At 44.7% G+C, this 12,796-nt stretch carries 18 protein-coding genes; 6 read left to right on the top strand and 12 right to left on the bottom strand.

Annotated features, from left to right (window positions below; genetic code table 11):
* Positions 1–441 precede the first annotated feature (441 nt).
* Together purE and Q0369_RS06460 are read right to left on the bottom strand one after the other, a co-directional pair.
* Positions 442–936: a 5-(carboxyamino)imidazole ribonucleotide mutase gene (purE, locus tag Q0369_RS06465; protein WP_298097563.1), complete on the bottom strand. Its 495-nt coding sequence runs from the start codon at positions 934–936 to the stop codon at positions 442–444.
* Complete coding sequence (locus tag Q0369_RS06460) at positions 933–2,195, bottom strand: peptidase U32 family protein (RefSeq protein WP_298097560.1); 1,263 nt, start codon at positions 2,193–2,195, stop codon at positions 933–935. The genes purE and Q0369_RS06460 overlap by 4 nt, the downstream gene beginning before the upstream one ends.
* Before the next feature lie 71 nt (positions 2,196–2,266).
* Between Q0369_RS06460 and Q0369_RS06455 the strand changes: the two genes are divergently transcribed.
* The 6 genes from Q0369_RS06455 to Q0369_RS06430 all read left to right on the top strand — a co-directional run bounded on the left by Q0369_RS06455 (position 2,267) and on the right by Q0369_RS06430 (position 8,315).
* Positions 2,267–3,055, top strand: coding sequence for a histidinol-phosphatase (locus Q0369_RS06455; RefSeq protein ID WP_298097556.1), 789 nt, complete (start codon positions 2,267–2,269; stop codon positions 3,053–3,055).
* Between the two features lie 230 nt (positions 3,056–3,285).
* Positions 3,286–4,713, top strand: coding sequence for a type I glutamate--ammonia ligase (glnA, locus tag Q0369_RS06450; RefSeq protein WP_298097553.1), 1,428 nt, complete (start codon positions 3,286–3,288; stop codon positions 4,711–4,713).
* A gap of 126 nt (positions 4,714–4,839) precedes the next feature.
* The gene (locus tag Q0369_RS06445) at positions 4,840–6,093 is read left to right on the top strand and encodes a ComEC/Rec2 family competence protein (protein WP_298097550.1); all 1,254 of its coding nucleotides are present in this window, start codon (positions 4,840–4,842) and stop codon (positions 6,091–6,093) included.
* Positions 6,094–6,173: 80 nt separating this feature from the next.
* Positions 6,174–6,464: a YciI family protein gene (locus Q0369_RS06440; RefSeq protein ID WP_298097547.1), complete on the top strand. Its 291-nt coding sequence runs from the start codon at positions 6,174–6,176 to the stop codon at positions 6,462–6,464.
* 174 nt (positions 6,465–6,638) lie between these two features.
* Positions 6,639–7,412: a GNAT family N-acetyltransferase gene (locus tag Q0369_RS06435; protein WP_298097544.1), complete on the top strand. Its 774-nt coding sequence runs from the start codon at positions 6,639–6,641 to the stop codon at positions 7,410–7,412.
* Between the two features lie 15 nt (positions 7,413–7,427).
* The gene (locus Q0369_RS06430; protein ID WP_298097541.1) at positions 7,428–8,315 is read left to right on the top strand and encodes a hypothetical protein; all 888 of its coding nucleotides are present in this window, start codon (positions 7,428–7,430) and stop codon (positions 8,313–8,315) included.
* Between the two features lie 264 nt (positions 8,316–8,579).
* On the opposite strand, the gene Q0369_RS06425 is transcribed toward Q0369_RS06430, so the two are convergent.
* From Q0369_RS06425 to Q0369_RS06380, 10 genes are all read right to left on the bottom strand, one after another.
* On the bottom strand, positions 8,580–8,966 hold the full coding sequence (locus Q0369_RS06425) for a phytanoyl-CoA dioxygenase (protein WP_298097538.1): 387 nt from the start codon (positions 8,964–8,966) through the stop codon (positions 8,580–8,582).
* A gap of 36 nt (positions 8,967–9,002) precedes the next feature.
* Positions 9,003–9,392 (bottom strand): phytanoyl-CoA dioxygenase, encoded by a 390-nt coding sequence (locus Q0369_RS06420; RefSeq protein WP_298097535.1) that lies wholly within the window; start codon positions 9,390–9,392, stop codon positions 9,003–9,005.
* Positions 9,393–9,484: 92 nt separating this feature from the next.
* Entirely contained in the window at positions 9,485–9,757 is a 273-nt protein-coding gene (locus Q0369_RS06415; protein ID WP_297922149.1) for a colicin immunity domain-containing protein, read from the bottom strand.
* 21 nt (positions 9,758–9,778) lie between these two features.
* The gene (locus Q0369_RS06410; RefSeq protein WP_298097532.1) at positions 9,779–10,051 is read right to left on the bottom strand and encodes a hypothetical protein; all 273 of its coding nucleotides are present in this window, start codon (positions 10,049–10,051) and stop codon (positions 9,779–9,781) included.
* Between the two features lie 49 nt (positions 10,052–10,100).
* Complete coding sequence (locus Q0369_RS06405; protein ID WP_298097530.1) at positions 10,101–10,580, bottom strand: hypothetical protein; 480 nt, start codon at positions 10,578–10,580, stop codon at positions 10,101–10,103.
* Positions 10,581–10,672: 92 nt separating this feature from the next.
* Positions 10,673–11,233, bottom strand: coding sequence for a hypothetical protein (locus Q0369_RS06400; RefSeq protein ID WP_298097528.1), 561 nt, complete (start codon positions 11,231–11,233; stop codon positions 10,673–10,675).
* Positions 11,234–11,257: 24 nt separating this feature from the next.
* Positions 11,258–11,638 carry a hypothetical protein gene (locus Q0369_RS06395; RefSeq protein ID WP_298097525.1) on the bottom strand — a complete coding sequence of 127 codons (381 nt, stop codon included), beginning with the start codon at positions 11,636–11,638 and terminating at the stop codon, positions 11,258–11,260.
* A gap of 16 nt (positions 11,639–11,654) precedes the next feature.
* A complete protein-coding gene (locus Q0369_RS06390) occupies positions 11,655–11,939 on the bottom strand; it encodes a hypothetical protein (protein ID WP_298097523.1) in 285 nt (94 codons plus the stop codon).
* 66 nt (positions 11,940–12,005) lie between these two features.
* Complete coding sequence (locus Q0369_RS06385) at positions 12,006–12,266, bottom strand: hypothetical protein (RefSeq protein ID WP_298097520.1); 261 nt, start codon at positions 12,264–12,266, stop codon at positions 12,006–12,008.
* Positions 12,263–12,634, bottom strand: a complete 372-nt coding sequence (locus Q0369_RS06380; RefSeq protein ID WP_298097517.1) for a hypothetical protein — start codon at positions 12,632–12,634, stop codon at positions 12,263–12,265. The genes Q0369_RS06385 and Q0369_RS06380 overlap by 4 nt, the downstream gene beginning before the upstream one ends.
* Between the last annotated feature and the right edge of the window lie 162 nt (positions 12,635–12,796).

Below are 12,796 nucleotides of genomic sequence, written 5' to 3'. Positions count from 1 at the left end.
GTAGTTTTGAAGCGTCAAAATAATCTGTGAAAACGTCATTTTTATCCTTTTATCGTTGATTTATAAATTCTAGTGCGTCACACGCCGCAAAATTCTAAAATTTTAAAATTTCATCTGTGAGTCGCGAACAGCGCAAAATTTTATGCCTATTAGAGCGGCTCTGAAATTTTATGCCTATCGGGGCAGACCTAAAATTTCGCGCGACTAAATTTTATCTGCAAATTTAGCTTCGTCAAAATTTTGCGCCGTTAAGCTTGTCGCTAGCTCTAGAGGCGATTTGCTACACGGCTTGTAAGCACAGCTGCGGCAAGTCCGCAGGCGTGCCGTTCCAAAAAGGTCGTATTAATCTGCGCGCGGGCAAAATTTTCTTGCTGTCGCGACCCGTCTTTTTGGCTCTTTCGTCCTTTAGAATAGAATTTTACTTTTAAATTTAGCGGCGCGCTACAGCAGCACTTCGATCTGCTCGGAGTCCTTTTTCAGCGCCTCCGCTTTTGCCGCGCGATCCGCCTTTAGCTTCGAGCTTAGCACCTCGTCGCTTAGAGCTAAAATTTGCACCGCCAGATACGCCGCGTTTTTCGCGCCCGCCTTTCCGATCGCAAGCGTCGCGACGGGGATGCCCGCAGGCATCTGCACGGTCGAATACAGTGCATCTACGCCGCTAAGCGCGCTACCGCCGAGCGGAACGCCTAGCACCGGCTTGGTCGTATTTGCAGCGACCGCTCCGGCAAGATGCGCCGCCATGCCCGCCGCGCAGATGAAAACCTGCGCGCCCTTTTTCTCGGCGTCCGCGACGTATTTAGCCGTGCGGGCGGGGCTTCTGTGCGCCGAAGATACGATCATCTCGTACGCTACGCCGAATTCGTTTAAAATTTTAGCCGCCTCGTAAACGACCTCGTAATCGCTCTTTGAGCCCATTATTATAGAAACAAATTTCATTCTATCTCCTTTCTTAAAAAGCAAAACTCCGCGAGCTTCGCAGGCAGCTTAATCTCATTTAGATTGCCGCTGTGAATCTCGCTAAATTCCTTACCGCTGCGACTTTGCAGCTTCTTAAATTTTAAATATGGCTTGCCGTCAAGCTCAAAAATTTCGCCGATTTCATTATCGCAAACGCAAATTTCAAAGCCGCGCGGAGCAAAAATTTCATACGAAACGCCGGGTAAAATTTTATCTTTGACGCTTATAAACTCGCCGTCTTCGCTGATAGCGCAGACCTGATGCGTGCCAAGCTCGATGCTGCGGTCTAAATTTTGCGTATCCTCTCGCTCGTATGGTCGCTTTATCAAATATCCGTCGCTAAAGCCGCGGTTTTTAAGCGTCGCGATCTCGCGCTCGTAAACGCCGGCCTCAAATTTATCGCTCACGGCATCGTCGATCGCCGCGCGGTAGGCATTTGTAGCGCATGCGACGTAGTATTCGCTCTTGGTGCGCCCTTCGATTTTGAAGCTGTCGATCGCGCCCGTTTGCATGATCTTTTGCACGTGCGAAATGAGACTAAGATCCTTCGCGTTCATTACGAAAGTGCCCTCCCCTTCGCGCTCTTGCAAGCGAAAAAGCGCGCTGGTTTCGGGATTTTTCGCATAAAGCTCGTAGTTAAATCTACAGTCGTTCGCGCAACTTCCGCGGTTGCTGAAGCGCCCGCTTTGCACCGCACTAACAAGGCAGCGCCCGCTGTATGCGAAGCACATCGAGCCGTGCACGAAAATTTCGATCTCTAAGTTTGGAATTTTATCTTTAATCTCCACGGCGTCTTTGAGTGTCATCTCCCGCGCCGCGACGATGCGAACGGCGCCGAGCTCCGCCCAAACCTGCGCATCGAGATAATTTAGCACGTTGGCTTGGGTGGAGACGTGAATCGGAATCTCAGGTGCTACGGCTCGCGCGAGGTTCGCGACGCCCAAAGTCGCGATTAAAATTCCATCCACGCGCAGATCGCGAAGAAATTCCAAATGCCTTTCGATGTTTCCTAATTGGCCGTTGGTCGCAAAGCCGTTCACGGTCGCGTAGAGCTTCTTGCCGCGCTCATGTGCGTACGCAACGCCCTGCGCGAAGCTTTCCTTGCTAAATTCCTTCGCGCTTCGCTGGCGCAGCGAAAATGAGCCGGTGCTTGCATACACGGCGTCCGCGCCGTAAGCTAGGGCGATTTTTAGTTTCGTTAAATTCCCAGCAGGAGCTAAGAGTTCGGGTTTTTTCAAATACATTCCTAGTGATTTTTTAAGCGCGATTTTACTACAATTTAGCCAAAATTTTATTTAAGGAGCAGTTGATGCGAGCCGATCTGCACAACCACACCTATCTTTGCAACCACGCTAGCGGCGAGCCGCGACAGTATTTGGAAGCGGCGATCGCACGAGGCATAGAAATTTTCGGCTTTGCGGATCACGCGCCGATGAACTTCGATCAAAAATACCGAATGAGCTTCGAACAGATGGAGCTTTACGAGCGGATGATTAGGGATCTGCGAGATGAGTTTAGCAGGCGGATCGACGTACGGCTGGGATACGAGGTCGATTTTATGACGAAAAAAGAGCTAATGGATGAGCGGATTTTCGCGCGCGAGGTTGATTATCTCATCGGTTCGGTGCATTTTTTAAACAACTGGGGCTTTGATAACGAGGAATTTTTAGATCAGTGGAGCGGGCGCGAAATAGACGACGTTTATCGCGAATACTTTGCGCTGATCTGCGCGCTGTGCAAAAGCGGCAAATTCGATATTTTAGGGCACATGGATCTGATTAAAATTTTTAAATTTACTCCGAAAAAAGATATTCGAGTTTTGGCAGGCGGCGCGATAAACGCGATCAAAAAAAGCGGCATCGTCGTGGAGCTAAACTCCGCGGGGCTTCGCAAGCCCGCAAATGAAATTTATCCAAGCGACGCGCTTTTGGAGGTGCTTGCGGATGCAGACGTGCCGATCACGCTCAGCTCGGACGCGCACTCGGTAGCTCAAGTAGCGCTAAACTACGATAAAATTTACGCCAAAGCGCGCGAGTTCGGCTACGAGCGGATCGCAGTTTTCAAAAATCGCGAGCGGCAGTTCGTAAAGCTGGCGTAAATTTTAACGGCAGCCGCTCTCTGCTAAATTTAAAAGGCACGGACGGCGATAAATTTTAAAATTTCAAAATCTTCAGTGGCGTGAAAATTTCAGATTTCAAAAGGCACGGCGGCGAGAAATTTTAAAAATCGCGGCGCGCAAAACGGCGCAGATAAAGTCGAATTTCAACTAAATAATGTTAAAATCCGCCGTTAAATTTAGCCCGAACACGGGCGGGAAAAGGAAACAATATGGGAAAATTTGTTAATGACGTGAAGGAATTTTTTAAATTTTGCGATGAAAACGAGGTCGAGTTCGTGGATTTTAGATTTACCGATCTAAAAGGCACCTGGCACCACGTCGCTTACAACTACAAGCGCCTGCCGAAGGACTTCGCCGACGGAATTCCATTTGACGCGAGCTCGGTGGCGGCGTGGCAACCGATCGATAAATCCGATATGATGCTAAAGCCCGACGTAGGGACGGCGTTTTTGGATCCGTTCACCGCGGACGTTACGATCATCGTCATCTGCGACGTTTACGACATCTACAAAAACGAGCTTTACGAAAAATGCCCGCGCTCGATCGCCAAAAAAGCCGAGCAGTTTCTACAAACCACGGGTCTTGGAGATACCTGCTATTTCGGGCCGGAGAATGAATTTTTCGTTTTCGACGACGTAAAGATCATCGACGATATGAACTGCGCGATGTTTAAGGTAGATACCGAAGAGGGGCATTGGAACAGCGGCAAAAACTATAAAGACGGCTTTAACAGCGGTCACCGTCCGGGCGTAAAAGGCGGCTACTTCCCAGTCCAGCCGGTCGATTCGATGGTCGATCTACGCGCCGAAATGCTAAAAGTACTCGAGCAGATCGGGCTTGAGACCTTCATCTGCCACCACGAAGTAGCGCAAGGCCAAGGCGAGATCGGCGTCAAATACGGCACTCTCGTCGAGGCCGCCGACAACGTGCAAAAGTACAAATACGTAGTAAAGATGGTCGCGCACCTAAACGGCAAGACCGCAACCTTTATGCCAAAGCCGCTCTACGGCGATAACGGCAGCGGAATGCACGTGCACCAATCAATCTGGAAAAAGGGCAAAAATACTTTTTACAAAAAGGGCAACTACGCAAATTTAAGCGACGCGGCGAGATGGTATATCGGCGGCGTGCTAAAGCATGCGCGCAGCGTCGCGGCGTTTACGAACCCGAGCACCAACAGCTACAAGCGCCTGATCCCGGGCTTTGAGGCGCCGTCCATTCTAACTTATTCGAGCCAAAACCGCTCCGCTTCGATCCGCATCCCTTACGGCAGTGGCGAGCACTCGGTGCGCGCGGAGATGCGCTTCCCAGATAGCACCGCGTGCCCGTATTTGGCGTTTGCATCGATGCTGATGGCTGGCATCGACGGCATCAAAAACAAAACCGAGCCGGTCGGGCCGATGGATGAGAATTTATTCAAGCTGCACCTGGATGAGATCCGCGAACGCGGTATCGAGCAGCTTCCGCACACGCTTCGCGGCAGCCTAGAGGCGGTGATCCGCGATAATGAGTATCTGCGCCCGATAATGAGCGAGCTTTTTATCGAAACCTATCAGCATTTTAAATTTGAAACTCAGGTTTGGCCTTACGAGGCGCGCCCTACGCCGTTTGAGTTTGCGACGAATTATTCGTGCTAAGGCTAAATTTTATGCCGCGCCGCCCGGTTTTTACGAGACGGTGCGGCATAGAGCCTTGGAATTTTAAAATTTCGCCGCGTGCGAACTTTTAAAATTCTACCGCATGCGCGAACTTAAATACCGCCCGTGAAGCTTCAACTCTTTTACTCTAAACGCGAAATTTTATACTTTCTGCTCATTTTGCTTGGAATTTTATCGCTAAACTTAGGTCTTAAATTTTATGAATTCAAAGAATTCCGCGCGAAAAACTACGCTTTTTACGACGCGCAAATTTTAAACGCCTACGCCAAAACGAACGAGCGCGGCCGCACCTACACGGTGCTAAAGCTCAAAACGGCGGATTTCACTCTCTACACGACCGCTGGGCTCGGGCGGGAATTTCACCGCTTCGCGCGCGTAAATATCGGCATCGTAACGAAAAACGTAAAATTTTTAGATTTTTTAAAGCAGCGCTTTTACGCGCCAAATTTTAAAATTTCAGCCGAGACCGCGCCCTCCGGGGCAAAATGGCGCGCAATAGAATTCGTCCGAGCCCAACACGAAGATGAGATGACGGCGGATCTTTACTCCGCGCTGTATTTTGCGACCGAAATTTCAAAACCGCTGCGCGCCAGCGTGACGAACTGGGGCATAGCGCACATCATTTCCATAAGCGGCTTTCATCTGGGCATTATCTTTAGCACGGTCTTTCTGCTCGCGATGCCGATCTATCGCTACTTTCAGGATCGATACTTTCCGTATCGCAGCGCTAAGCGCGATCTTAGCGTCTTTGTGATCGTGCTGATGAGCGGATATCTCTTCGTGCTTGATTTTACGCCGAGCTTTCTGCGCTCGCTTGCAATGTGCTGCGTGGGGTTTTTCCTCGCAATGCGAAATTTCTACGTACTTAAATTTACAAACCTCTTCCTAACGATCGCGCTTCTGCTTGCGTTTTTCCCGCATTTAGCCTTTTCGATCGGATTTTATTTCTCCTGCCTCGGCGTGCTGTATATCTTCCTCTACCTGCACCACTTCGCGCCTAAATTTAAGCTCTGGCAGAACGTCATACTTTTCAACCTCTACGTTTGGCTCAGCATGAACGTGGCGGTCTATTTTTTCTTCCCGACCGCGAGCTTGCAGCAGCTTAGCGTAATGCCGCTAGGATACGTGTTTGTAATCTTTTATCCGCTGAGCATCTTTTTGCATCTATTAGGTCTTGGCGGCGCGCTCGATACGCCGCTGCTTGCGTTTTTAAATTTTACTTTGCCGAGCTTTCAAGCGCAAATTCCGCCGCTTCTTTTCGCGCTTGCAAACATCTGCGCGCTTGCTGCGATAAAGCTTCGCTACGCAGCGCTTGGCTGCGCGATAATCGGAATTTCGCCGATATTTTTTATAACGTAGCGCGCGAAAAATTCCAGCGGGAATTTTATCCGTTGGAATTTTATGCTAAAATCGCGCTTCAAATCTCACAAAGGATCAAAATGTTTATTGCAAACCTCTCCTACGTCAAAGAAGTAAGCGAAGCGGACCGCTTTATCAACGAGCACAACGCGTTTTTAGATAAATTTTTCGCGGCGGATAAATTTATCTGCTCGGGGCGCAAAGTCCCTCGCACCGGCGGCATCATCTTAATCAACGCCAAAGACCGCGCGGAGCTTGATGAGATCATCGCGCAAGATCCGTTCTTTCAAAACGGCGTCGCAAAATACGAGATCATAGAATTTGCGCCGACGAAATTTGCGCCCGAGTTTTGGCGACTTTTCGGCGAATAGAGGCTTGCGCGGGTTAAATTTTAAAATTTACGCGCTCAAAACGCGCCTCTGAAATTTAGCCGTTTTGCGCGCGAGATAAAATTCCCGCTAAATTTAAAAGCCAAATTACGGCGGTAAATTTAGATAAGCTTAAAACCGAAATTATACAAAACGGCTAAATTTAAAGGAGATCGGGTGCTGATAAAACTGCGGCTCGCAACGCCGCAAGATGCGGATGCGCTGCTTGAAATTTACGCGCCTTACGTAAAGCAAACGGCGATCAGCTTCGAATACGACGTGCCCAGCGCCGCGGAATTTGCGGGGCGCATCGAACAGACGCTGCAAAGATACCCCTATCTGCTCGCTTACGCAAGCGATGAGGCGGCATGCGCGAACGACGAACGGAATGAAAATTTTAAAATTTCTGCGATCGCGGCGGGCGCAGGAAGTGAAATTTTGCCCGCAGACGAGGCGCGAAATTGCGCAAGCGGTGCGGCGAAACAAAATAGCGCAAATTTAATCGTCTCGGCAAAACAAAATGGCGCAAATTTAAAACACGGACAAATCCTCGGCTACGCCTATGCTTCGGCTTTCAAAGAGCGCGCGGCATACGATTGGTCGGCGGAGAGCTCGGTTTATGTATCGCAAAACGCGCGCGCTTTTGGTATCGGCAGGCTGCTCTACGAAGCGCTACAGCGCGCGCTCAAGGCTCAAAATATCGTAGATATGAACGCTTGCATCGCTTGCGGGGATGACGAATATCTAAACGATGCAAGCGTGCGATTTCACGAGCGCATGGGCTTTCGCTTCGTCGGAAGATTTCAGCGCTGCGCCTATAAATTCGGCCGCTGGTACGATATGGCGTGGATGCAAAAGCCGATCGGTGAGCATCTGCAAAATCAGCCTGCGATGAGGCCTTTCGCGCGCTTCAGAGATGAAATTTGCGCGAGCGCGGGCATTGAAATTTAATTTAAAGGAAAAACTTTGACCCATTTTATCATTGACGACGAAAATATCGACGTAGATAATATCTTCGACGTCGTAAATCTAAAAGAGGGCGATGAGCTAAATATCGTCTCCAACACCGCCAAAAAGATCGGCGCCTTGACCCTTGCGCGCCTATCGAAGATGGGCGTTAGCATAGGCGAGGTTTTTACGATCGGCAAGCAAAGAAAGGACTTCGCCGATAAGATCATCGTGTTTTTGATGGGCAAGCTCTGCGGGCAGGAAGGCAAGATCGGCATCGTCAGCAACGATAAATTTTACGACGACGTGATAGAATTTTTTAATAATCTAAACTACCGCAAAAATCCGAAATTTGAAAAGATCAGTCTAGCCTCGCAAGCCGCAGGAGCGGGCACAAAACAAAGCAAAACAAGCGGCGCGGCGGAGAAAAAAGCCCAAAAAGCGGAACCGAAAGCTACGAAACAGGAGATAAAAACTCAAAAGCAAGGGACAAAAGCCACAAAACAAGAGCCTAAAACCGCGAAGCAGGAGCCGAAGGCCTCACAACAGGAACAAAAAGCTGCAAATTCTAAAATCGCCGAAGCGGATCTCGCCGCAGCGGAGGCGCTGATATCCCAGTGCGTGAGCCTGCAAGCCCTTTACGGCGCGTGCGTCGCAAAGCTCGGCAGAGCCAAAGGCTGCGAGGCCTACCGCGAGATCAAGGACGGCGCGCGAGCAAGGTACGCGAGCATTACCTACGATAGCAACCTAAAAGACGGCGCCGTAAGGCGAAACGCGATCAAACTCTACCGCGAAAGCGGCGGCGATATGGCAGAATTTCACAATAAGCTGACGAGCGAATACAAACACGCGGGGCCTGAAATTTACAAGGAATTTAAAGAAAAACTTGTCGGTAAGATGATCTAGGCGCTTCGGGCGTAAGGATTTAAGGCGCAGCGATAGGGCGCATCGCGACGTAGCGGCTAGAGCACGGCCTAGCGGCGTTAGATGTATCGTTACGGCGTGCTATGATGCAGCGCAACTATACGTCACCTAAATGAAAGCATTCGTTTGCGCGGCATGTCGGTTTTATTTTCGCTGTATACAACCAAGCGGAACCCAAGCGCTTAGGCATAGCAGCAGATTAAAGATATGTAGGATAAATTTCATTCTGCTAGGTCTAATACGGGTTTAATCATAGTCAAAGTCCTCCAAATCATATCCGAAGGTATACAAAGTCTTCAAGGCTAGCTCTCTGACTTCTACCCAGGATTTATTGTGATAGACCAAATATTCACATACGCCTTCTAGCAGGCTTTGATCTTTAAAGTATCTATCTATGAGCTCCACAAGCACCCTTAGTGCATCTCTCTCGTATGGCAGGAAGCAAAATTCAAATTGCTCCAATAAAGCGTTCTTGCATTCAGTATATAAAAGTTCTGCCATCTCCGACGGATCTTCATATTTATTGATTGTGGGGTAAACGATATATTTGTCCTGATATTCCGAAGAGGCCATTCGACTTAGGTAGCGCATAAGGGCGCCTTTCTTAAATATCTCTTTTCCGTCAATTTGCATTTAGGTTTCCTTTTATTTAAGTGCTGCTTCGTGAGCTTAATATAGATCGAAGTCGTCCAAATCGTAGCCAAAAATGTGCAAGGTCTTTAAGGCCAACTCTCTAACCTCTATCCAGGATTTGTTCTGATAGACTAGATAATCGTAAGTATCTCCTTCTAGCAAGCTTTGATCTTTAAAGTATTTATAAATAAGCTCTGCAAGCTCTTTTAAGATCTCTCTTTCATAGGGCAAGAAGCAGAATTCAAATTGCTCCAATAAAGCATTTTTACATTCAGTATATAAAATATCTGCCATTTCAGATGGATCTTCATAATATTTAGCCGTGGCATGTACTAGATACTTATCCTGGTATTCCAAAGAAGCCATTCGGCTTAAATTAAACATAAGACCGCCTTTCTCAAATATCTCTTTTCCGTTAATTCGCATTTAGGTTTCCTTTTATTGGGATGTGGGTTTGCGCGCATTATATCGTAATATATTTTTAAAATTCTCGCAAAAATTATCATTTTATAAAACTACTATTTTAAAAGCGTAATTTGTTTTAAAGCCTTTTTCGCGCACTCCCTTAGATCCTCTTCACTTAATGAATCGCCTACCGTATCATCACCCCTCAACTCTTCGTCTGGTTCGAATTCATCGATGTCAGTAAGAAGTCTATTAAGCGGCTCATAATATTCGTCGGGAAAATTTTTATCATTCATAAATTTATCCCAATATATCTTTTCAAATTCAAATACGTCGATTCTGTTTTGCAAAAAATCCTCTATTATTTTTATATATTCCTCTATCATTGACCCTCTTTCGGTATATTTTTAATCGCCCGCCGCTCTAATGTTTAGAACCGACCATAAATCACTACTTATATTCACGCCTTCGCATAAATTTTTTATAATTGTTAAGTCGTTAGAAGAAATTTTTATATCATATTCATACATTTGAACTAAAAAATCTTCCAGCGCTATACCATATTCTCCAGCCTTAACCAACTCTTCCAAATAAATTACAAAGTCGCACCGACCGACTCCGGCAAATTCATCTTCGTAATTACGGAATAAATTTAAAAATATCGAATTGCCATGTCTCATTCACTACTTTCCTTAAAATTCATTTCTCATCGCCGCTTCATAATCTCTTCTAGCTTCGAATTTCTATTTGAATATCAAGCAAGTCATCGTGATCTGGGTATTTAGCGGTTTCCGAGAGCGTAAATTGTATCACATCGAGTAACTGCTCAGCCAAATCACCGTATTTTTTCTTAAATGCATTGAAATGTAAGAAAATTAGCTTTAAATCGTCTCGAACGCCCTGCTTATTTTTTAACCCATATCTCGAGTTTTCTTCTTTTTCTTCGATGTATTCGCTATAGCTTTCCCATTCGTCCTTATCTTCATATTGCTCCCATTCTTCCTCGCTGTAGTCTTTCCATTCTTTAAATCGTAGAAACCAAAAGAAGTCCGCGAATGCATCAGGGCCGATACGCAGCGGCAAGGCTAACTTTTCAGATAGATAGGAGTATAACTTATGCTCTATTTCTTTAGGGCAATAATCATGCCATTCATCAATATATCTTCTGTCTTTTTGTAACTCATCAAAGTCAATCACTACTTCTATCATTTTTCCTCGCTTTAACTATGCTAACGCATATTTTCTTTAAATTCTAAAAATCAAACAAACGCAGATTAACGCAAACTCGCCTTTATTAAATTTTAGTATAAATTAGACCAAAAAGGCACATACGGGCATTTTCCGACCGGCTCAAGAGGATTTTTGCTAAATTCCCTCAAAAAGTAGTCATATAAATTTTTCCCATAATAGATGACGTCGGTATAGTATATAGATAAGACCGGTGGATCCGGTAATTTAATACACGGCATATACCTATGAGAATATATAGGTATAATCTTAGGCGCGATTTTGGCTGCTTCTAGTATAATGGCTCGCTTGCGAGATTGGTCTTTGGGCATCGGACCCCATTTTTGCGTATTCCAATAGCCCTCATTTGGAAAAATTTCATCAATAGGATCGTTTTTTAAGTGCTTAAAGACGTAGTTCATGGTCTGCTTTATCTCCTTTATATTTTCATCGCTAAAGTCTCTCCAATTATAAAATTTTACCGAAATGGGCAATGTATATGATAAAAAATCTCTTAGGCTTTTTGGAAATTTAAACTCATAAATTTGCTCTATTTTGTCTATTTCGCTTTCTTTCAAACCCTCACTCAATTCTATACCGCTCTTTTCTAGCAGCTCTTTTATTTGCTTATACATATTCTTTTTATCCTTATAAGGCTTTTAGTCATAGTCGAAGTCGTCAAGCTCATAACCAAAAATTTGGATTGTTTTTAGGGCTAACTCGCGCAATCCGCAAAAGGTGCTATTGTGGTATATAAAATCTTCATAGTCTGTCATAGAAGCCTTTTCCTCTTCCTCCCAAAATTTTGAATCACACACCGTAAATTTATCTAGCATTTTGGCTATCGCTTTACGTTCCTCTATACTGAAATAAATTTTGTTTGATTCCGCTAGGGCTATTTTACAAGCACTCTCACAATCTTCTATTAAATCTATGCACAACAAATACTTATCCTTTGTAGGGTTAAGCATATATTTTTCTTGACACTCTAATGAGGCAAGGCAGCATAATTCTCTCAATAACCTTTCTTTTATTGACATTTTATTCTCCTAAATTTTATATCCCGTACCACTTCGTTACATTCCCCTCTTCGTCGGTATCAACCTCTATGTGTTTGTATTTATTGTAGAGGCTAGGAATTAAAATTTCATCATAATATTTTTTGCCGCATTCTGTGATAAACATATACATATTATGATGGCACCACCGATTTGGCTCCTCCCAAAAGGCGCCGTCTGCGTGAGTATAATTTCTTAGATACTCGTATGAGCGAGCTATAAATTTATCTAAATAATAAAAGAAATTTTCTCTTAAAATTTTCCATTCTTCAAATTTTTTCATATTTGAATTTATATTAGCGCTAGTTTTATATTTTATGTCGGTATCTATGAAATTATTTAGATAAAACTACCCAAATAGCATTATTAAAATATCTCTTACATCCTCATCGCATAAACTAAAATTATGAATTAATGTGCTAGCGATAGAGTCGGTCTCATAGACTTCGGTGCTTTTCATTAGGCTAAACGCCTCAAGCTCATAAAAATCCAGTGGTCTTTTCCCGCTTGCGGCTTGAAAATCTTTAAAAATCTTAAACCGAAAATCTTCCGCTTCACTAAAGAAATAGACATACGGGCTTAAATTTAGATCGAGCGCTTTTATTCTCATTTTATACCGTCCAAACTATTTTTAGAATTTTGGTCTTGTTTTACATAATAAGCTCTTCCCCGCTCTGTTTCAGTTACGCAAAAATATTTACTATTTACGCCGACCGGCTCATAATTTTTATCATCTCTTAAAATATTTAAAATTTCAGATTTATCACATATCTCTTTCATTTCTGTGCCACAACCCCAATTTGAACTAAACAATCTTATATAACCTTGCTCGTATAAAAACAATAAAATTTCTTTCGCCACTTTAAGCGAATTGGGAACGTTAATAGAATTTAATTCCCAAACGATCTCCCATAAAGAGATATAATCGCCATCTTCGACTATTCCCGATAAAATAGTTAAAATCGTCTTTTTATTCATTTAAAATCGCATTTCCTTTTAATGGAATTTTAACTACCGCACCGTCTTTGCTATTTTTAGCACAAGACTCCAGCGTACAATTTTCATAGAAAAATTTGATTTTATAAAAATTTTCATCCCCTGACGCAACCGCCAATAATAAGCTTTTTATGCGACGAAATC

It is taken from the genome of uncultured Campylobacter sp., from assembly GCF_938030685.1.
Classification (GTDB): Bacteria; Campylobacterota; Campylobacteria; order Campylobacterales; family Campylobacteraceae; genus Campylobacter_B.
This window is presented reverse-complemented; position numbering and strand designations above follow the sequence as displayed.

Coding starts and splice junctions, on each gene's coding strand:
- purE (WP_298097563.1), bottom strand. CDS start 936: ATGAAATTTGTTTCTATAATAATGGGCTCAAAGAGCGATTACGAGGTC.
- Q0369_RS06455 (WP_298097556.1), top strand. CDS start 2,267: ATGCGAGCCGATCTGCACAACCACACCTATCTTTGCAACCACGCTAGC.
- glnA (WP_298097553.1), top strand. CDS start 3,286: ATGGGAAAATTTGTTAATGACGTGAAGGAATTTTTTAAATTTTGCGAT.
- Q0369_RS06440 (WP_298097547.1), top strand. CDS start 6,174: ATGTTTATTGCAAACCTCTCCTACGTCAAAGAAGTAAGCGAAGCGGAC.
- Q0369_RS06425 (WP_298097538.1), bottom strand. CDS start 8,966: ATGCAAATTGACGGAAAAGAGATATTTAAGAAAGGCGCCCTTATGCGC.
- Q0369_RS06420 (WP_298097535.1), bottom strand. CDS start 9,392: ATGCGAATTAACGGAAAAGAGATATTTGAGAAAGGCGGTCTTATGTTT.
- Q0369_RS06415 (WP_297922149.1), bottom strand. CDS start 9,757: ATGATAGAGGAATATATAAAAATAATAGAGGATTTTTTGCAAAACAGA.
- Q0369_RS06410 (WP_298097532.1), bottom strand. CDS start 10,051: ATGAGACATGGCAATTCGATATTTTTAAATTTATTCCGTAATTACGAA.
- Q0369_RS06405 (WP_298097530.1), bottom strand. CDS start 10,580: ATGATAGAAGTAGTGATTGACTTTGATGAGTTACAAAAAGACAGAAGA.
- Q0369_RS06400 (WP_298097528.1), bottom strand. CDS start 11,233: ATGTATAAGCAAATAAAAGAGCTGCTAGAAAAGAGCGGTATAGAATTG.
- Q0369_RS06395 (WP_298097525.1), bottom strand. CDS start 11,638: ATGTCAATAAAAGAAAGGTTATTGAGAGAATTATGCTGCCTTGCCTCA.
- Q0369_RS06390 (WP_298097523.1), bottom strand. CDS start 11,939: ATGAAAAAATTTGAAGAATGGAAAATTTTAAGAGAAAATTTCTTTTAT.
- Q0369_RS06385 (WP_298097520.1), bottom strand. CDS start 12,266: ATGAGAATAAAAGCGCTCGATCTAAATTTAAGCCCGTATGTCTATTTC.
- Q0369_RS06380 (WP_298097517.1), bottom strand. CDS start 12,634: ATGAATAAAAAGACGATTTTAACTATTTTATCGGGAATAGTCGAAGAT.